Here is a 19,314-nt window from a genome sequence, read left to right on the forward strand (position 1 = left end):
CGGAGCGGACGCACAAACCAGCCCGGCATGGTCCGCCAGCCTTATCGGTGTAACGAGCCGAGGGTATTGAGAGGAACAGGACTCGATGCAAACCAATCTGCTGAAACCCAAAGCCATCCACGTCGAGCCGCTCGGCAACCACCGCGCCAAGGTCACTCTGGAACCGTTCGAGCGCGGCTATGGTCACACGCTGGGCAACGCCCTGCGCCGCGTGCTGCTGTCGTCGATGGTGGGTTATGCGCCGACCGAGGTCACGATCGCCGGCGTGCTGCATGAGTACTCCACCGTGGACGGCGTCGCTGAAGACGTCGTGCACCTGCTGCTGAACCTGAAGGGCGTGGTCTTCCGCCTGCACAACCGCGACGAAGTGACGCTGGTGGTGCGCAAGGAAGGCGAAGGCCCGGTCACGGCCGCCGACATCCAGGTCCCGCACGACGTCGAGATCATCAATCCCGAGCACGTCATTGCCCACCTGGCCCAGGGCGGCAAGCTGGACATGCAGATCAAGGTCGAAAAGGGCCGCGGCTATGTGCCGGGTAACCTGCGCCGCTACGGCGATGAGCCGACCAAGAGCATCGGCCGCATCGTGCTGGACGCCTCGTTCTCGCCGGTCAAGCGCGTCAGCTACGCCGTGGAGAACGCCCGTGTCGAGCAGCGCACCGACCTGGACAAGCTGGTCATGGAGATCGAGACCAACGGCGCTGTGACGCCGGAGGAAGCGATCCGTGCCTCGGCCAAGATCCTGGTGGACCAGCTGGCGGTCTTCGCCGGTCTGGAAGGCGTGGATCTGTCCGGCGGCATCAGCGGTGTCACCGGCGTGGGTGCCGCGGCCCCGACGCACGACCCGATCCTGCTGCGCCCGGTCGACGAGCTCGAACTGACCGTGCGTTCGGCCAACTGCCTGAAGGCCGAGAACATCTACTACATCGGCGACCTGATCCAGCGCACCGAGACCGAGCTGCTGAAGACCCCGAACCTGGGTCGCAAGTCGCTCAACGAGATCAAGGAAGTGCTGGCCTCGCGCGGCCTCACCCTGGGTGCCCGTCTCGAGAACTGGCCCCCGCAGAACCTGGACAAGCGCTGATCGTCAGCGCGTCCAACCACCGGCCAGACCTCGGTCTGGCCAGAGTGCACGCCCCGGTACCTGGAACGGCCGGGGTTCGATAACGAAAGGAAAGCACCATGCGCCATCGTCACGGCCTTCGCAAACTCAACCGCACCAGCGAGCATCGTCAAGCGATGCTGCGCAACATGTGCGTCTCGCTGATCACGCACGAAGCGATCAAGACCACGGTCCCCAAGGCCAAGGAACTGCGTCGCGTCGTCGAGCCCCTGATCACGCTGGGCAAGGAGCCCACGCTGGCCAACAAGCGTCTGGCCTTCTCGCGCCTGCGCGACCGCGACGCCGTGGTCAAGCTGTTCGGCGATCTGGGTCCGCGCTTCGCCACCCGTCCGGGCGGCTACACCCGCATCCTGAAGATGGGCTTCCGCGTGGGCGACAACGCCCCGATGGCCTTCGTCGAGCTGGTGGACCGCGCCGAGCCGGCCGCCGCCGAAGAAGCCGCCGCCGAGTAAGCCTCGGCAGGACGGCAGAGGCCATGCGCGCCAGCGGATCTACCGCGGTGTGCCGGGCCTCCCAAAGAGCCAGCCTTCGGGCTGGCTTTTTTCATGGCGCGTGCGTCCAGGGGTTTCATTCGCCGCGCCGGCGCGGAACCTCGGCACGGGGCCAGAATCCTTCGCTGTGATGATGTTGCCGTATCGCCAGGGAGCACCGGCTCCCGCTGCTGCCCCGAGGTGGCCTGAGCCGACCGCGCTTCGCCGTTGGCTGGTGGCCTGTTGGGCCGGTCTGGTCAGTCTGTGCCTGTTGTGGCTGGGCGCACCGGCCTGGGCGGCTGATCAGTTCCTGCCCCCCGAGGAGGCCTTCCGGGTGCAGGCGGCGATGATCTCGGCACAACGCGCCGAGGTGCAGGTGCGCATCGCCGACGGCTACTACCTGTACCGTGAGCCACTGCGGGTCACGGCCGAAGGGGCCACGCTGGGGCCACTGGAGGTGCCCGCCGGCAAGGTGAAGTTCGACGCGAACTTCGGCAAGAACGTCGAAACCTATCGCGGCACGCTGCAGGTGGGGGCGCCGGTCACACAGGCCGCAGGCGCCTTCAAGCTGGAGGTGGTGGTGCAGGGCTGCGCCGACGCCGGGTTGTGCTACCCCCCGCAGACGGTGGCCTTCCAGCTCGATCCGGCCGCCGCCTCGTCTGCCGCGCCAGGCGGGACGGGCGCCGCCGGTGCGGGGGCGGGCCGCAGCAGCCACTGGCTGGATGACGCGGCCGTTGGCGAGGTGCTGCGCGGCGGGCATGTCTGGCGAGTGGTGGGTGTGTTCTTCGTGCTCGGCCTGCTGCTGAGCCTGACACCCTGCGTGCTGCCGATGCTGCCCATCCTGTCGTCGCTGATCGTAGGCAGTGGCTGTGCGCCGTCGCGTGTGCGCGGCCTGGCGCTGGCGGGCAGCTACTCGCTCGGCATGGCGCTGGTCTACACCGCGCTCGGCGTGGCCGCCGGTCTGGCCGGCGAGGGCTTCGGCGCCGCGCTGCAGACACCGCTGGCCATCGGCATCTTCGCGGCGCTGCTGGCCACGCTGTCGCTGTCGATGTTCGACGTCTACGAGCTGCGACTGCCGGCGGTGATGACCACCCAGCTCACGGCCAAGTGCAACCGGCTGCGCGCCGGCCAGCTGGCTGGCGTGTTCGCGATGGGGGGCGTGTCGGCCCTGATCGTCAGCCCCTGCGTCAGCGCCCCGCTGGCCGGTGCCCTGGTGTTCATCAGCCAGAGCCGCGACGTAGTGCTGGGCGGCAGTGCGCTGTTTGCGATGACGGCCGGCATGAGCGTGCCGCTGCTGCTGCTGGGCGCATCGGCAGGCCGCTGGTTGCCCAAGGCCGGGCCGTGGATGCAGGCGGTCAAGCGCTTCTTCGGCGTGCTGATGCTGGCCGTGGCGCTGTGGGTGGCGCAGCCGCTGCTGCCCGCGCAATTGGCGTTGGGGCTGTGGGGGCTGCTGTTGCTGCTGCTGGGCTACCTGATGAAGCCCTTCGCGCCCCATGCGCCGCACCAGCACGCGTTGCGCAACAGCCTCACGCGGGCGCTGGGCTTGGCGGCGCTGGCCTGGGGCCTGGCGCAGATCGTGGGCGCGGCTTCGGGCGGGCGCGATCCACTGCAGCCGCTGGGCCATCTGGCCGGTGGTGCGCGCGCGGCGCAGGCGGAAGGGCCAGCCTTCCGCGTCATTCGCAGCCAGGCCGAATTCGACGACGCGCTGCGCGCCGCGGCGGGCCAGCCGCTGATCCTGGACTTCTATGCCGACTGGTGCGTGTCGTGCAAGGAGATGGAGCGCTTCACCTTCCGCGATGCCGGCATCGCCCGCCGCATGCAGGCGGCGGTGCTGCTGAAGGCCGACGTGACGGCCAACACCGAGGACCAGCGCGCCCTGCTCAAGCGCTTCGGCCTGTTCGGCCCGCCCGGCACGCTGTTCTTCAACGGCCAGGGCCAGGAAATCACGGCTGCGCGGGCCATCGGCTTCCAGGATGCCGCCCGCTTCGGGCGCACCCTGGGCACCGCGGGACTGTGAGTTGAAGAAAAGTTTGCAGATCTCGAAATCGCTGCTATACTGCTAGCTTCAGTCGCGGGGTGGAGCAGCCTGGTAGCTCGTTGGGCTCATAACCCAAAGGTCGCAAGTTCAAATCTTGCCCCCGCAACCAAAAAAACAGCAGCTAGATCAACGAGTTAACTGCGAAGCGGAAGCCACCCAGCCGGGTGGCTTTTTGCTTTGTGCCCACCCTGTGCCCACTTCGTGCCCGGGCCGTGCCCAGCGGTTTGCCAACGTGAACCAAAACGACCGTTGGGCGACGTGCCCATCTCCTTCGCCTGAGTAGCGAGTTTTGGCCAGCGTCGAGTCAACGAAGCGGTGCCCGAACGCACCAAACTTTGCTACCGACGCGACGAGACCCGATCGCTACCGTGTGCTCCTTGCATCGGATGTCCCGGTGCAACAACCGCAAAGGAGTCATCACATGGCCATCGTCCATCAAGTCCACCTGACCGCCAACAACACGCCGGTCAACGGCCCCAGCAAGACGGGCAATCCGTCCGGCGGCGGCCGCGGCAACAACCCGTCCAAGACGTAGGCGCGGAAGACCTGTTTGCGCCGGGCCGCCTGTCGGTCCGGCGCACTTCATGCTGGAACGGCCCGCTCGGCCCAGTAGGCCAACCACCACGCATACCGGCGGCGGCTCCACTCATCGATGCTGTCGGTGTCCATCAGGTAGAGCAATCGGCGGCTCTCGGGTACTGCCTGGTCCCGGTCGACAATCTGCTCGGCAAGCGTCAGCACCAGGTTAAATCGGCGTGCAGCCCAGAACTGGTACCAAGCTGCTTCCAACTCATTGGCGTCTGGCTCCTCGCTACTCGGCGTTGTCGCCAGCGCACGGACGAGTGCCTTCAGCTTTTCTTTGGTCGGGAAGCTGGCGCCGCTGCTCCAACGCTTCAGGGTCGCTTCGTTCACGGGGCCAAAGCCGGCCTTCGATTGAGCAGCGCTGTGGTCCAGCACGCTCTTGATCGTGGGCAGACCGCGCCGACGCTGTAGCCAGCGCAAGAACTCGCCGCCCGGGCGGCAGCGACCGTTCTTCGCAAGCACCAGGAGTGGAAGAAACCCGCCTACATTCAGCGGCGCTCGCTCCACTCTAAGGCGCACCTCAACCCTGGCCACCTGCGAGACCTGAAACTCGAATAGGGCTGCCACACGCGAACGCAACGAATCCGCATCGCTTCGCGCACCTGCCAAGTCCTCCGCCATCCGCTCGCTCATGTAGGAGCCCAGAATGTCGCTGCGCCTGATGGACGCGGCGGCGCCGTGGAAGTCCCCGCGGCCGATCAACTTCTCGGCCTCGCCCGCCGCGCGCTCAACTTCAACACAGTGCGAGATGGTCCAGCCGAGCAATGTGTCGTCGATGGATCCCAGGCCTTGACGCGCTGCCTCCCAGACACCCCATGAGCTCACCTCTTCCTGGGCCAACGGGTCTGCCTCGTAAAGGGCACGCCGAATCGTCTTCAGCGCATCCGGCCCGTCGCTTGGCAAGAAGACCTTGGCTGCTCGAAGCACTTTGGGCCAGGATTCTGGTGCGTGTCCGTGCATCAGTGGCTCGACCACTCTGTATTGATGCTCGAACCCCTCCGCCTTGAACATCTCCCGCATGGTTGGCAGCCCGTCGAGCTGCAAGCCAGCGGAGGGGGCCAGAAGGAAGACGCTGCACATAGGCAATGGCTTGGGCCTGCCGACTGCATGCCGTTTGGGGCGCGCGCGGCTCGCGCTAGTTTCTTCGCTGACGGCGCCGGAGCGCGCCTGGGGCTTGATGGGCGAGTTCAGGCCGCCCCCCTTGAGTTACGCACCCAGCGCGCGACTGCCTCGACGCATTCATGCAGGCTGTCGCGCACCTCATAGACCCAGAAGCGCTTGACCTCCCATCCCAGCTCGATGAGCCGCTGGTTGCGAAGCTGATCCCGCAGGCAGAGCTCGCCGGTCCAACTGCGGTGGTAACGCTCGCCATCGACCTCGATGTTCAACATCCGGTCGCCGATGATCACAGCGAAGTCCAGGTCGTACTGCTCGACCGAGTACTGCGGAATCGGCCGCACGCCGGCAGCATAGAGGGCACGGTAGAAGACGCGTTCCCAATCAGAAACCCGCTCGGGTCTAGCCACCTGCGGATATTCAGCACCCAGCGACACGGGATCCGGCGGTTCATGTCGGCGGCCAGCGGCCCCATCAAGCGCTGACACATACCCCGCAAAGTCGGCGAGGTAGTCGACACCTGACGAGGATGCCGCCGCCCTGTCCCCCACCACGTGCAGCAGGCCGCGCGCCCGCGTGATCGCCACGTTGAATAGATTGCCGTTGCTGCGCAGAAAGCCCAGCCCACCAGTCGGCATGTCGCTCGACACGACCGGTGAAAAGAACATCACATCGCGTTCATCACCCTGGAAGCGGTGCACGGTGTCCACAAGCAGGTCGCACCGTTCCCTTGCCGAAGTCAGGCCATCGCTGCCCTCCACCAACTGCTGGAGCAGCTGCGCCTGCGCTCGAAACGGCGTCACGACACCGACCGTCCCGTCGTAGGCGCGCGTGACCACCAGGTCTTCCAGCGCCGCCACGAGTGCGCGCGCTTCCTGCGCATTCTGCGCGCCACCCGAGGCCGGACGCGTGACCTTGCCCCGCACGTCCTGCCACACCACGCCGGGCTCGGCATTGCGCGGCCGCTTCAACTGGCGGTACCGCGTCGCCACTCGCAATCGTCCTTCGTAGAACGCGCGGTTCGAGAACTCGATGATGTCGGCATGCGATCGATGGTGGTCCCGCAAGTTCACGATGGCCTGCTGCGGCACCACGCTGGCGGCCACGTCGTAGAGCGACGACACCGAGTACATCCATCCCACCCGCGTGTCGACCAGGCCATGCTTGTGTTGCAACTCGCTGTCCCGCGGCTTGCTCAGCGCGCTGATGTGCTTGAGCTGCTGCGGGTCGCCGATGATCACGCTGCGCTTCGCTCGATACAGCAGAGGCAAGGCGGAGGCGATGTCGCACTGGCTGGCCTCGTCGATGACTACCAGGTCAAAGTACCCCGGCTCGAACGGCACCCGTCCCCGCGCCGAAAGCGACGTAACGGCCCAACAGGCGAACAACTCGGTCACCTTGCTCTGCAGCTCGCGCGCCCGCTGGCGAACCGACCCATGCACACGCTCGGCATCCGGGCCGGTGATGAGTTGCAATACGGCGGCGTAGTCCGCCACATCCTTGCGCTGCGCGTGCGTCAATCTCGTGGGAGCCAGCTGAACCCAGTCGCGCCATAGGCGCTGGGAGTTCTGCGCGATTTGCTCCGCGAGGGTCGTTCGCTGCTTGGCAATGTCTTCGAACGAAGGGCTGTGCTTCAGCACATCCAGCGCTTGCCGGTAGCGGAGCAACTTGTTTGCCGCTTCCAGGCGGCGCCCCCATTCGCGCGTGGCACTCGCGAACTCAGGGAGGGCCGGCTCCGTGGCCGCCTGCGGCAGGGGTACACCCAAGACATTGGCAGATGGCGCCACAGCGGCCACGGCTGCATCCAAGCTACGAAGGCGGCCCGGCAACGCCAGTGTCCAGAACAGGCGCGTCAACATGCCCTGCCTAGAGCGGTCAGCGCGGCCCAGTGCCTGCTCCAGCGCGGCAAGATCGCTGGTGGCCCGGCGCACCGCGGGCTCGTCGACGGCGGCCAGCCTTTGCCCGAACAGATGGCGTGCGTCATCGGCCTCGGCGTCCAACCGATCGGCCGTGTTTCTGGCTTCCAGAGTCAGCTGTTGCGCGCGATCCAGTTCAGCCAACCTGGCGGCCAGGCCGCGGTGTCGTTCGAGGCCTTCCTCGTAGTTCTGCTTGTCTTCTGCGCCCGGGCTTCCTGCCAACAACTGCGTCAGGTAGCCCGCCACCTTGGCCTGGTACTCCTTGGAGCCCAATCTGAGGAGTACCGGCCGATTGCCCAGGCCGTTAACGCGGGCCTCGACCACATCAACAGCCTTGTTGTTCTTGCTGGCGAACAACACCTTCATGCCGCGCCAAGCCGCATTGACCAGGAGATTGGTCACCACCTGCGACTTGCCCGTGCCCGGCGGCCCGGTGACCACTGTGTGCGGCGCGGTTAGGGCCGTGCGAACGGCCGCTCGCTGCTCGGTGTTCATGGGCAACACCTCGATGAGTGGCTCGAGGTCGGCCTGTCGCTCGCCCGCTTCGACCACGCCGGACAGCCAACGACCCAAGGCGGTGCCGTTAAAGCTTGCCTCGCTTACACCGCCCAGGGCCTTGAGCTCGGTCTCCAGACCTTGCGTGAACGGCGATCGCTCGCCCGGCAGCACAATCGCCCGGTTGTAGATGCCCTCTTCTGTGATCTCGGCCAATGGTGTGCCACCTTGGCAGCCCGCCGGATCCAGGTTCTCCTTCCAGTCCCAGTCCGGCCGAATTCGAGCCAAGCGTTCGACGATCTCCTCCGCCTCCGGCAGGTCAGCCATCGCCACATTGAGGCCAAGCTCGTCGGTCAGGCGCGCTGTCTCTTCGGCCAGCTGAATTCCATCGCCCATCGCGACCGACCGCAGGAACTTGGCATTCAGCAACGGCGCGTCATCTTCAATGCGCGGCAGATCGCCGCCCTGGTCACCCAACTCGATGCGCCACAACAGCAAGGGCTCAACGAAGAAGCCCTCCCACCGCGGCGTGCGATGGCGGCGCAGGCGCACTGGGTAGCCCAGCCACGCCACCAGCTTGGCTCGGTCTTGTCGAACCTTCCCCAAGACTCGACCCACACCAGATGCGTTGAACCAGTCCGTTGCGGCATGGGGGCCGGGTAGGCAGGGCAGCTCCGCGTAGTCAGGCTAGCCGTATTTGCTGCTCGCGAAGGCGTTCGCCCCCTCGTCCATGTCCTGCCCGATGCACTCCAGGTAGTACCGGCACAGCTTGGCAATCTCGGACGAAGCCGCCACCGGGGGCGGCGCTGCAGCAGGCCGAGTGGGCCCTATCGGCCGCCAGCGGTAGTCGGCCCCCTGCTGGACCTTTCCCACCAGTTCGAAGGACAAGCATCGGTTCACGTCGCGACGTTCCGCCCCCAGGGACTCCGCCAGCTCGGCAGCCTTCAAGCCCGGCGCCCGCCGCAGTTCAGCGAGCACTCTGTCCGCCAATGTCACCGCTGGGTCAGTCATCGGTTCCTGCGCCGCGAATGCGCCTCGCTCAGCAGGTGCTCGAACTCGGCAACGCTGCCGGCACCCCGGCATCGAATCGTGAGCATCGCGTCGCGCACCTCCTCAGGCGAATGGTTCTCCAGCCAGCCGAGGTGCGTTCGGTAAATGGCCGGCTGATGCGGCAGCAACTTCTCATAAGCGTCCATCGCCCCTGGGGCCTGCTTTCCAAGGCGCTCAAGCACGCGGCAGGTGTAGTACTGCGCCAAGCCCTCCAGCAACGCCCGGTCTGTTCTCTGGAATGCGGTGGTTCCCCAGCGGCGCCCGTCTGCATCGGCACCGACGTGGGTGTACGCGTGGGCCAGTTCGTGTGCGAGGACCTTGACCGTCAGCCCTTCAACGCTGACCCCGAGCAGGCGGGAAACCAAACCGATCACGCCCCAGAACAATTCGACGCGCGCGTTGGCGTCATCGGAATCGTCCCAACTCGGTTGCCTCGGTGGATCGAAGCGATACACACCGAGCACGTCGTCCCGGATGGCGAAGATTTGCCCCAACACGTTCGCTCGCGAGGCTTCCTTCAACATCTCTGCGATCGAGTCGCGCGCCTCCTCCAGCGTGGGGCCCACATCCGCGAAGGCATCGACAAAGTCCTCACGGTCGTACAACCGGGCCACGGGCGGGATGAGGCTGGACAGGCCAACATGCGCCTCCTCCAGCAGGCGCGTCAACGGTGCCAACGCGAGCGCAAGCGCCAGCCCATCGTCGAACTGCTGATCTTCGAGCTCTTCTGGAATGCCCGCCGTCACCGCCACCCGAACGGCACGGACGTCCCTTTCATCGCCACGCTCACCTCCTGAGGTGAGATGCAGCCGCGTCTCATCCCGGAGATGCCGTCGTACCGCCTGATTGAAGCGTTGCCGGGTCTCGGTGACGACGCGCTCCGTCTCGGGCTCAACCTTGCGCAGCAAGTCTGTGATTCGGATCGGCACAGGTATGCCCCCGATCAGGGCTTCGACGACGTCGGCGCGCCGAAGGGCCAGATTCGAGCGGCCACGTCGAACAGCGTTCGCGCCCGTTCACGGATGCGGGTCTCGTCCCACACCGGCTCTTGAACTGCAAAGGCCGGCCCTTGAAAGTGGGCGTTCAGCGCCAGCAGGCTCTTGGTGATCTCAGGCCGCTTCACGCCAAACCCAGAATTGCTCAGCGAGGGATTCAACTTGGCCGTCAGCAGCGTGAGATTGCCGATGTTGTGCAGCAGATGGTTGCGCAGCAGCACCGCGTTCTCGTCACCCGGCGACGGCCAATGGGTTTCCCAAGCCACTGGGAGCACATGCTCGACGTGGAGCGCAGCGGAGGGCAGCTGCGCCGACTCATGGTGCACGTCGTTCCGACTGCCCAGTTCCAAGGCCTCAAGCAGCATCTTCGTCTTGGCCGTGCGCAGCGCCTTGTAGGTGTTGAGCTCCAGCCATGCCTTCTGGAAGGTCGGATCGTCAGGCCAGTCCTGCGTCTCGCCGCCGGACAAGCCCTGTAGATGCGCTGCAAGCAACGCCGCCGTTGGCGCATCTGCCTCGCTCAAGCGCTTCAAGAGCCCGGGGAAGACTCGGTTGTAGGCCTTGGTTGACCGGCCGCACACGGCACGTCGCACCAGGTAGGACTCGATCACGGTCAAGCACGCGAGGAATGCATCGCTATCGCTGCCCAGGCGCTCCGCCAGGAACAGCACCACCGGCGTGACCGTGGTGCTGTCCAGTACCCGCAGGTTGTAGGCAAAGCGGCCCAAGCGCGTGGTGCGGTCCGGATTCACCATCGCCCGGAAAACGGCGGCCGCCTGCTTCAGGCGCGCAAGTTCTTGGTCAACGTCCTTCTTCCCGGCCAACCACCACTGCTTGAACTCCTCGAAGACGTGATCGAGCTTCACGTCGTTCATCGTGCGCATCGACACGTAGTGGTACAGCATGGTGTCCAGCCGCGTGTTCGTCAGGCGGCCCTGCCGTTCGTCCACCTTCCAGAACAACTTACTCTTGCTGATCGCGCCCTTCTCGGCGGGAGCTTCGTCGAAGTCGCGCCAATGCTGGTCGTACAAGGCCGCTGCAGACGCGTTCTTGCGCGTGGCTTCCAGGAACACGAAGTTGCGCACCAGGTCGGCCGGGGTCAAGCGTTCGCCGCGGTCGTTCAGCGACTCAAAGATCACCTGCGCATCGTCATCGGCGCCGAGGCGAAGCTCGATCAACTGCACATACTCCGTCAGCGTGGAGATCAGCAGCTGTATGCGCTCGGGCAGGATGGGCCGCTCGCTCCGCGGCAGCTTGGGGTCCGACTCATGCCGGATCTCATGGATCCAGTGCGCAGCCAGCGTCCGATCTACGTCGTGGCCCGCTTCCAGCAACACCTCGTCGGTCAGCGCTTCCAAGCTTCCTGGTTCGGGTGGCACCACTTCGTCGAAATCCACGCCGCGCAGAAAGAGGCCGATAACACCGTAGAAGTAGAGATAGGCCTCCACCAGCGGAGGCCTAGGGACGCGCTTGCGGCTCTTGCCGCCGCCGATCGTCACTACCGGATACCGCTCGCAAACCTTCTTGAATGACCGGCTCTCGACCAGATCGGTCATCTCCTGGCGCCCAGCATTGGTGGGCCACACCTTGTAGCGCGCATGAGGTGCACGGTACGTTCCGGCGTTCGCGGTGTAGGTGTCCATGCATTGGCGCAGGAACTCATCATCCAGGTCGGCCACGGCATCTCGGAACGCCAGCGCAAGCACTTGCGTGGTGGTCATGCGTTGCTGGCCGTCGATCACCTCGGCGGTGGTTGGCTCCCCAATCGTCCCGCCCCGGTGCTCGGTGACGATGACGGTGCCCAGAAAGTGCCGCCGGGGTTGGCGCGCCAGGTGCGGGGCACCTTGGGCCTCTGCGGTCTGCCGAATCGTCTCATAGCGCTCCAACTCGCGGGCCCGGTCGACGATGTCGGCCCACAGCGGCTGAATCTGTCGCTCAACGGTCCAGACGTAGCCTCGTTGAAAGATGGGCACCAGGTACTGCAAGGGCTGGCCGAAGAGCGCCAACGGTGATGTCTTGTTCGGCTGCATAGGCCGTTCCTCCCTTCCTCGATGTGTCGCGTGGGCCAGCGCACGTTTCCATCAGGCCAGCATTCAAGCTCATGACAACCACCACCCGCACTGCGCGCGATGAAACGCCAGGTACGGCCGATGCCGTTGATCCATCCAGCGCAACCGCAGTCCTGGTGCCAGCCCCAGAGCGGCCAGCGCTGGCCCGGTGACCACAGGTGCTAAGTGCAGCACACCGTCGTCATCAAACGTGGCCAGCCCGGTGTCGAACAGGGCGTCCAAGTTGGCGCATAGCAGGAACCCGTTGTAGACGTCCAGCCTCTCGGCATCGGTGGCGCAAAGGGCCCACGCCTTGGCGTGGCTGGCGCGCAGCGCCTGGGGCAGGGCCACGCCGGTGACGGCGCAGGCGCCGCCCCAGTAGTCGAGCATGGCTTGTCGGAACGCCTGTTGGCCCACGCGCTGGCGCACCATGCGTTGCACCTCCGTGCTCATGGCCGCCGCGGGCTCCAGTTCGGCAAGAGCGGACTTCACCTGACCATCGAAGGCGACCATCGCCTGATTGGGCAGGGCCTGGGCCAGCGCTGCCGTCCGGCGCAGCCAGCCGGCCAGCGCGGCTTGGGACGGAAGCAGGAAGGAGGGGCCAGATATCGTCTCGCCTCCGACGAATTCGGAAAAGCTTCGCGCCAACTCTTCCCGCAGGCCAGGCTGACTGCGCGCGAGCACAGCGCGAAAGCCACCCTCCTGGACTTGGACCGACACCTGCGCTGGATGCCGCGCCGAGCCCAACGCCAGCCAACCCTCTGGTGAACTGGGCAGCACGTGCTCAAAGCCGTTGTCGTGGCCGGCCTTCTCGATGAGCGCGTGCTGCAGCAGGTTCATGGTCGTCTATGCCGTTGCGCTGCCAAGGCGGTTCCACTCCAGTCGTCGGCTGCGCCAGTGCTCGCCGATGGCCTGGGTGAAATCGGCACGCACGAGCTTGGCACGTTGCTCGCACCACTGTGTCGACTCACGCCGAATCACGATGCCTTCCAGCGGCCCATCGCGAAATCGACTGGGCCACTGCGCGATCCGTCTCTTGAGATCGGCCACGGTGAAGTGGCCACGCTTGAGCTCCGGCGTGGTCGCCAAACCGACCCTTGCCGCCAGTGCATTGCGGCGGACTGCGCTCCAAAATCGCCCCGTCCCTGCGCCAGCATCGGCCTCGTAGACGTCGAACAGCAAGAACCAGTCAGGCAGGCTTGTGTAGTGCAGCGAATGACGCGCGGCGCACCACTCACCGAACAACACGAGCTGTTGGGCATGCTCCAGCAGCAGGTCAGCGATAGCGGCGCCGTGCGTGGCTAGCCATGCCGGCAGCTTCGTGAATTGGCCGGCGTGAGGCGTATGGAGGTACTGCCCTCGGTTCTGCATCCATAGCGCGCCATCGGGCCCGAGAGAGAGGCCCAAATTGGCGCCGTCGACCTTTTCTTCCAGCGTTACCTCAGCATCAAGCAGGTTGGCGGCCTCCAGCGTGGATAGCACCTTGTCATCTCGCGGCTCACCCGAGCCCAGCCAGGCTAAGTGCGGCGTGTGAGGGAAACGGAAGAAGTCGCGGTTCACGTTGCGGGAAGCTTTGCCTGGTACCACGAATCAGGCAGAAGGCGAATGAACTGAAGTCCGATGCGCTTCAGTTCCTTCTCGGCCATGTACCAATCGGACTCAGCCCCGTAGACGATGGGTGGTGTTGCGCTATGCAGCACGCTGGCAGCCAATGCGCAGGCCACCCACTTCCTGTCCTCTCTGTCGGGCACTAGCTTTTCATGTTGATGCGCGAGCACAGCGATGTGTTCACCGTTAGCCTGGACCGAGTCAATGGGGACGATTTCTACCTGGCTCCTGTCGAGCTTGCTCTGCAGAACCTGAAGACCGTACTCCTGCTCCTGCCAGTTGAAGGGCAGGTTTCGCTCATACTCACCTCGGATGAGGCCGGCATCATCAAGAACGATTCGCGAGTCGGACTGATCAAACTGCGTCAACCAGTCGAAAACGATCTCACGAAGAAGAACCTCCTGGGGCATGGCCCTTGCGGCCACGGCGGAAAGTTCGCGAACTGCGCTGGCCGCCATCATTACGTTGGTGTCAATCAGATGCATGGTCGTCGTGTGCCCTCATCTGCTTGGCGCGCTGAATGGCCAGCGCGGTCTGCTCACGTGTCTCGCCCAATGTGTCGCCGAAGAACTTCTCTGGCCAGTTGGCAACTCGGCCGAAGTTGTCCAGCTTCAGTTCACGCAATTTTGCCGACTGTCCATTCCGCTCCACGAAATAGAGCGCGGCCTGATCAGGTCGCACGTCTTGCCGCGCTATGAGCGTCTGCAGCCTGCGGAAGAGGTGTTCGGAGTGCGTCTCCACGATGAACTGCACGTCCCGTTCCGTACTGATCTTGGCGAGCAGTTCGGCCAGCTTGGTCTGAGCCAATGGGTGGAGGTGGCTCTCTGGCTCTTCGACGATGACGATGTGACCGGGCTTCGCAAACAGGGCCGCCACCACCACCGGGATGACCTGCGAGACGCCGACGCCCACGTCCTTGAGGTTGACCACGGCTTCGCGGTGCTTGACGAGCAACTCGTAGCGAGCCGAACGGCCCAGCTGTCGCACTTGAAGTCCATCAGCAACCTCAAGCATCTTCAGCCACTGCTCGGCCTCGCGGAAGATCCGACCCGAGTCACCTGAAAAGCCAGGCTTTCCGTGTTGAGCGACGCCGCTGGCGATGAGCACATCCACTGCTCGCCCGCCGTCGTCGCCGATGTGGGTGGGCATGCGGCCGCTCCACACATAGTCGCGGCGGGCCAGTTGGCGCACGGGGCCCAAGTAGATGATGCGGCTCAGTTCATCCAGAAGTGCCGGGCCCACAGGGCGAATCTCGTCAACCCGTGAGCCGAGCTTCTCCAGCTTGCTCAACTCGTTCAGCGTTGCCGCCGAGAACGCGAACGACCGCTCAGGGCGGAAGGCGGCGCTCTGGCCTACGGGGCCGGCCTGGCTGCCCAGCGTGAGTCGATAGATGCCTGCCTTGCGGCGCTGTACGGCGAAGCCCTGTCCATCCTGGCCCAGGCGCAGAGCTTCAAGCTCGGCGCTGCCTGCCGGGCCGGCACGGTAACGGGCCGAGAAGAGCGTGGTATCGGCCGCTGTGCTACCGTGGGGATGCCAGCGGAACTCGATGCCAACCTGATTGTCGGGCGTGGTCTCGGTGGCTTGGCCATGGCGGCACAGGAGATCGCGGAACTGGCCCATCGTCACCGTGTCGCCGGCGTCGGGGTTGCCCAGGTTGAGGTCCAGGCCCGCATCGGTGCCCTTCACCGTCTGCCGCATCAGCAACAGGCTCTGAATCAGACTGGACTTGCCCGATGAGTTGGTGCCCAGGAGCAGCGTCAGCGGTGCCAGCCGCACGGGGCCAGTGCTGCGCCAAATCTTGAAGTTTTCGAGCTTGAGGTGCGTGAGCATCAGTTGAGCGTGCCGGCTTGTATGCGGTCCCAGGCGGAGATCGCAAGTTCGGCCGTTCTGAAGTGGCCGCCAAACTCCTTCTTCTCACGCTCCTTCAATACCCGAAACGTCTCCGACGGGTAGCCGGCTTCCGTCACGAGCTCTGGGTCTAGGATGTAGCGAAGCTCTTCTTTGGTCAGGCCATAGAGGGAAGCGTAGTAGGCATCAAGTTCCGCCCGGAGATGCAACCTCGTATCGGCATCAAACGTGAAAGGATCGCCTTGGTAACCAAGAAATTCGGCCCATCCCTTCATGTCGCGAGCGGTATAGGTCAACGCAAGGACTCGCGGGACGATGAAGTTCAAATCAGCTTCAGCGTATCGATTTGGCGCAAGCGTTGGAAGCTGCTTCAGGGCTTCTACCGTTAGGTGTGTGCCGCCCAACTTCTGTCTGCAAACATAGTCGAGTGGGAGACAAGAGAGGTTTGCCAAGAATGCCGCAACAAGGCGGGGCGGCGCATCAATGAATGCAAGCCTCAATGTGTGAGCGGCCGCCACTCTTGGCACGACAGCCGCAATCACCGTACGCTCATTGGTCGCGTTGGTGATGTCCCGCCAGCCCATCAACCAGGAACTGCTCCAATTCTTGACAGCCAAACGCTCATTCACGCGCTTGCTCGGTAGCCAGTAGCGCGTCTGGATTGCGAACTCTGGATCGGCCTTCTCCTCGTTTGTGCAAGGAGCCGCCTCGAAGGAATCGTTCTTGCTGGACGCCCAGCGATGGTCGTAAAGATGAACGTGTTTGGCTTCGTAAAGCTGGCTAATTGACTCCTTGGAAACGCCCTTGGTGTCCGAAAGTTCGATGAACTCGTGGCTGCTATCGGCCATGTCAAACATCTTGGTCATGTAGTCAAAGCCCCAAGGGCTGACCTCCTTCTCCGCAACGTGAATCGCGAGGTATGCCCCAGCGTTGCGATAAAGCTTCTTGGTGAGTTCCGCGTCGCGCTCGCTGCGAAAGACCGGGCAGGTGAGCGTGTTGGGGTTGATGAGGCGGAACTCGTCGGGCGTGAGCGTGAAGCGGCGGCGCGGGTCGGTTAGCTGACTCACATCGGTTGCGAAGCACACAAACTCCGCCCGCTCGGCTTGACCCAACGTTAGCAAGCAGAACTTCATGCGGCTGTCCACATCGGCGAACAACTTCTCTCGGTTCTCGATGTCGTACAGGCTGACCAGGCGTCCCGTCTGGGTGATGTGGCTAAAGTAGGCCTTCGTGCTGTCGTCCGTGGCGATGCCGGTAGGAACGATGAAGCCAGCCCGGCCGGTAGGGCTCGTCACCTGGCTGATCGTCTCGGCAAACAGGGCGTAGGTGTTCACGTCACCCACGCCAGTTAGCGGATAACGCCCGCCGTCACCGCCTTTGACGTGCGCAAACAGGCTGGTGGCCTCGGCTGTGCGGCGGGCGGTGATGAACTCGTTGTACAGGCGCCTTTCCGCGTCGCTCTCGGCCGGCGTGTGGGGGAAAGAGTCACCGGGGAACAGGTGTTGCGCCAGCATGCCCTCGCTCAGCCACTGGATGCGCTGGCTACGCTCCGCCTTGTTCTTGGCCTCGGCGATGGCGGTATGGCGGGTGGCGAAGAACTCCTCCTCCTGCAGCTTGATGCGTTCCCAGGGCGGGTTGCCCAGCACGCAGTCAAAGCCGCCCACTGCGAACACCTGGGGAAAGGCCAGTGGCCAGTGCAGTACGTGGGCCTTCTCGCAGGCCTCGTTGGCCGCCGTTTGCACCGCCTGCTGGGCCTGCTGCAGGGCCATGCCCTGCAGCGTGAGGTAGAGGGTTGCCGTGGTGGGGATGATAGGTGCCGTCGCCTCGGTCTTGCGCAAAAGGTAGGCGCCTAGCAACTGGTTGGCGGCCTGGGCCAGTCGCCCGGTCCGGGCTTGGGTGAGGTAAGCGTCGTAGGCCTGGGCCTTGGCAGAGACTTGTGCCGTGTCCCCCTCGGGCATGGCCTCGACGGCCTGCAGCGCCACCAGCCCACTGTCGGCCTGGTGCACCACGTCCAGCTGCCCAAAGGCCTTGGCCACGCGCTTCTTCTCCAGATCCCGCAGCGCCGTACTGTTGGCCTTGGTGAGCTCTTTGCACACGGCCTTGTCATCGCCCGACAGCACCTTGAATGCGTCCTTGGCGATGCCGTGCTCCAGCGTCTTGAGGTCTGTCAGGCCCAGCAGCGCGTCGCCGACCCGAAGGTGGTGGTTCAAGAAGCTCAAGGGCCGGCCTTCTTCAAAGCCTTCGATCCAGAGCGCCGTGCGCGCCAGCTCGATGGCCATGGGATTGCGGTCGACGCCAAAGATGCAGCGGGCCACCACTTCGCGCATGGCGTGCCGGTAAGCCTGCTGCGTGATGACCCCATCGGATGAGCGCAGCGCGGCCACGCGTTCGGCGATGCGCCGCGCCGCGGCCAGAAGAAAGTGCCCGCTGCCGCAAGCCGGGTCCACGACCTTTAGCGAGAGCAGGGCTTCGATGGGTTGCTGTGGATTGTTGGCGATGCGGTCTTCGATGACGTGGTCGAGTGCGCTGCGGATCAGCTCCTGCACCAGACTCTTGGGCGTGTAGTAGCTGCCACTGGTCTTGCGCTCGTTGCCGGCGGTGCTGCCTTCGCTAGTGAGGCCCACGAAGCCGAAGCTTCGGTTGTGCACGTCGGGGTCAGGCACCAGCTCGAGCAAGCTCTCGTAGACGCTGCCCAGCTCCTCGGTGTCCATGTTGTGGTAACTGATAGGCGCGGGCGACCCGCTAGCCGTGGTCGTCCAGCGCAGGCTCTTGATGGCCGCCAGGAGGGCTGCATTGGTCAGCGCCGCCTGGTCCAGGTCGGGGCACTGGCTGTCGGCGAACAAGCCGCCCAGAGCCGGCAGGCCCAGCTGTGCTTGGCCCTTGCCCAAGCCGCGGAAGACGATGCGTACCGCTTGCCAGAGATCGTTGTGGCGACTCTGGGCGCGTCGACGCACAGCCAAGTCACGAAGGCGGGCCATGGCATAGCCATCGGCGTACAACTGAGCTGCAGCGTGGCGCGCCTGAATCGTGACGTCATCATCGCCCGGTTGAGCGGTCGCAGGCACTAGGCCACGTTCCTCCACAGTGAACAGGAAGATGAAGCGGTACACCAGCCGCAGAAGTTGCGCAAAGTAGTCATCGCGCGTGATGCCGCCCGACTGCAACTTCACGCGTAGCGCATCGTTGGCTGGGTTTTGGATGAAGCCTTGGCCCAACGTGATGAGGGCATCGGTCACCCCGCGGCGTAGGCCCTCACGGACGCGGGTGCCTTCTTCTTGGCCGGCTTGTTGCCAGATGGCCCAGGCCACGGGAGGCGGCACCTTGGTGACGTCGTCAGTGCCCAGGTCCAGCAGGCCTGCGCGGCTGGCTTGCAGCAAGTACCAAGCGCTGCGGAACTCCACGAAGCGCTGGCCGGCCAGCAGGTCTTGCAAGTCCACTTCCAGGAAGCTGGGCCGGCTGAGCGTTTCGGCGTCTCGCAGCAGGCGCAGGGTACGCCCGTTGCTGACAAGTGCCCACTCGTGGTGGGGGCTGGCGTTGAGAAACTCCTGGGCCAGCTGGAAAGGCGACTTGCGTTTGGTACCCGATCCCTGCACCGCAAACCGCGGATCCGGCTCGTCGAGGCCTTGGTTGTGCGGCGCCACGACGATGGCCACCGGCTTTGCCCCAGCTGCCTGGGCGGCCGGGGCTGGGTGTGCGAGGTGCGTGATAGGGTAGACACGATCGCCTACAGGTACGCCGCTAACAGCGGCGACGGCCGGATAGGCCAGGGCATCGCGCAGCAGTTCGCTGACGAACTGCGCGCTGGCGCGCTGGGGGTTGAAGTCGCTGCGTTCTTGAAGAGCGGCAAAGGTGCGCCATTGGGCGCTGGCAATCTGGAACGCGCGGCTCGCTTCGTCGCGCAGCTTCAGGCCTTTGGGCAGGCCATAGTCGGCATCGCTTTGCAGGCGGCATTGGCCGAGCGCGGCCTTCTCCAGGATATCGGGCAGCAACAAGCCGCCTTCCAGGCGCAGAGACGGCAGGTTCAAGGG

12 protein-coding genes and 1 tRNA gene are annotated in these 19,314 nt (G+C 64.8%); 4 read left to right on the forward strand and 9 right to left on the reverse strand.

The features are described from left to right. The first annotated feature begins 85 nt into the window (after positions 1-85). From AACH10_RS04790 to AACH10_RS04805, 4 genes are all read left to right on the forward strand, one after another. Positions 86-1,084: a DNA-directed RNA polymerase subunit alpha gene (locus AACH10_RS04790; RefSeq protein ID WP_341409231.1), complete on the forward strand. Its 999-nt coding sequence runs from the start codon at positions 86-88 to the stop codon at positions 1,082-1,084. A 98-nt stretch (positions 1,085-1,182) separates the two neighbouring features. After that, positions 1,183-1,575 carry a 50S ribosomal protein L17 gene (rplQ, locus tag AACH10_RS04795; RefSeq protein ID WP_341409232.1) on the forward strand — a complete coding sequence of 131 codons (393 nt, stop codon included), beginning with the start codon at positions 1,183-1,185 and terminating at the stop codon, positions 1,573-1,575. 253 nt (positions 1,576-1,828) lie between these two features. Continuing rightward, a complete protein-coding gene (dsbD, locus tag AACH10_RS04800; RefSeq protein ID WP_341409233.1) occupies positions 1,829-3,610 on the forward strand; it encodes a protein-disulfide reductase DsbD in 1,782 nt (593 codons plus the stop codon). A 53-nt stretch (positions 3,611-3,663) separates the two neighbouring features. After that, a tRNA-Met gene (locus tag AACH10_RS04805) sits at positions 3,664-3,740 on the forward strand. A gap of 473 nt (positions 3,741-4,213) precedes the next feature. Here the strand turns inward: AACH10_RS04805 and AACH10_RS04810 are convergent. The 9 genes from AACH10_RS04810 to AACH10_RS04850 form a co-directional block, all read right to left on the reverse strand. Further along, a complete protein-coding gene (locus AACH10_RS04810; protein WP_341409234.1) occupies positions 4,214-5,233 on the reverse strand; it encodes a hypothetical protein in 1,020 nt (339 codons plus the stop codon). A 167-nt stretch (positions 5,234-5,400) separates the two neighbouring features. After that, positions 5,401-8,313 (reverse strand): AAA domain-containing protein, encoded by a 2,913-nt coding sequence (locus tag AACH10_RS04815; protein ID WP_341409235.1) that lies wholly within the window; start codon positions 8,311-8,313, stop codon positions 5,401-5,403. Between the two features lie 434 nt (positions 8,314-8,747). Then, positions 8,748-9,698 carry a hypothetical protein gene (locus tag AACH10_RS04820; protein WP_341409236.1) on the reverse strand — a complete coding sequence of 317 codons (951 nt, stop codon included), beginning with the start codon at positions 9,696-9,698 and terminating at the stop codon, positions 8,748-8,750. A gap of 35 nt (positions 9,699-9,733) precedes the next feature. Then, positions 9,734-11,812 (reverse strand): DUF262 domain-containing protein, encoded by a 2,079-nt coding sequence (locus AACH10_RS04825; RefSeq protein ID WP_341409237.1) that lies wholly within the window; start codon positions 11,810-11,812, stop codon positions 9,734-9,736. A 69-nt stretch (positions 11,813-11,881) separates the two neighbouring features. Continuing rightward, entirely contained in the window at positions 11,882-12,670 is a 789-nt protein-coding gene (locus AACH10_RS04830; RefSeq protein WP_341409238.1) for an HNH endonuclease, read from the reverse strand. A 6-nt stretch (positions 12,671-12,676) separates the two neighbouring features. Beyond that, positions 12,677-13,390: an RNA ligase family protein gene (locus AACH10_RS04835; RefSeq protein WP_341409239.1), complete on the reverse strand. Its 714-nt coding sequence runs from the start codon at positions 13,388-13,390 to the stop codon at positions 12,677-12,679. Beyond that, positions 13,387-13,923, reverse strand: a complete 537-nt coding sequence (locus tag AACH10_RS04840; RefSeq protein ID WP_341409240.1) for a hypothetical protein — start codon at positions 13,921-13,923, stop codon at positions 13,387-13,389. Before AACH10_RS04840 ends, AACH10_RS04835 begins: the two co-directional genes overlap by 4 nt. Beyond that, on the reverse strand, positions 13,910-15,268 hold the full coding sequence (locus AACH10_RS04845) for a DUF3696 domain-containing protein (RefSeq protein ID WP_341409241.1): 1,359 nt from the start codon (positions 15,266-15,268) through the stop codon (positions 13,910-13,912). Before AACH10_RS04845 ends, AACH10_RS04840 begins: the two co-directional genes overlap by 14 nt. After that, a complete protein-coding gene (locus tag AACH10_RS04850) occupies positions 15,268-19,311 on the reverse strand; it encodes an Eco57I restriction-modification methylase domain-containing protein (RefSeq protein WP_341409242.1) in 4,044 nt (1,347 codons plus the stop codon). The genes AACH10_RS04845 and AACH10_RS04850 overlap by 1 nt, the downstream gene beginning before the upstream one ends. Positions 19,312-19,314 lie beyond the last annotated feature (3 nt).

The organism is Pseudaquabacterium inlustre (genome assembly GCF_038066595.1).
Taxonomy (GTDB): Bacteria; Pseudomonadota; Gammaproteobacteria; order Burkholderiales; family Burkholderiaceae_C; genus Pseudaquabacterium; species Pseudaquabacterium inlustre.

Excerpts from the sequence above, each read along its gene's own strand:
- AACH10_RS04845 (WP_341409241.1), bottom strand. The coding sequence starts at position 15,268 with ATGCTCACGCACCTCAAGCTCGAAAACTTCAAGATTTGGCGCAGCACT.
- AACH10_RS04840 (WP_341409240.1), bottom strand. The coding sequence starts at position 13,923 with ATGCATCTGATTGACACCAACGTAATGATGGCGGCCAGCGCAGTTCGC.
- AACH10_RS04810 (WP_341409234.1), bottom strand. The coding sequence starts at position 5,233 with ATGCGGGAGATGTTCAAGGCGGAGGGGTTCGAGCATCAATACAGAGTG.
- rplQ (WP_341409232.1), top strand. The coding sequence starts at position 1,183 with ATGCGCCATCGTCACGGCCTTCGCAAACTCAACCGCACCAGCGAGCAT.
- AACH10_RS04830 (WP_341409238.1), bottom strand. The coding sequence starts at position 12,670 with ATGAACCTGCTGCAGCACGCGCTCATCGAGAAGGCCGGCCACGACAAC.
- AACH10_RS04825 (WP_341409237.1), bottom strand. The coding sequence starts at position 11,812 with ATGCAGCCGAACAAGACATCACCGTTGGCGCTCTTCGGCCAGCCCTTG.
- AACH10_RS04790 (WP_341409231.1), top strand. The coding sequence starts at position 86 with ATGCAAACCAATCTGCTGAAACCCAAAGCCATCCACGTCGAGCCGCTC.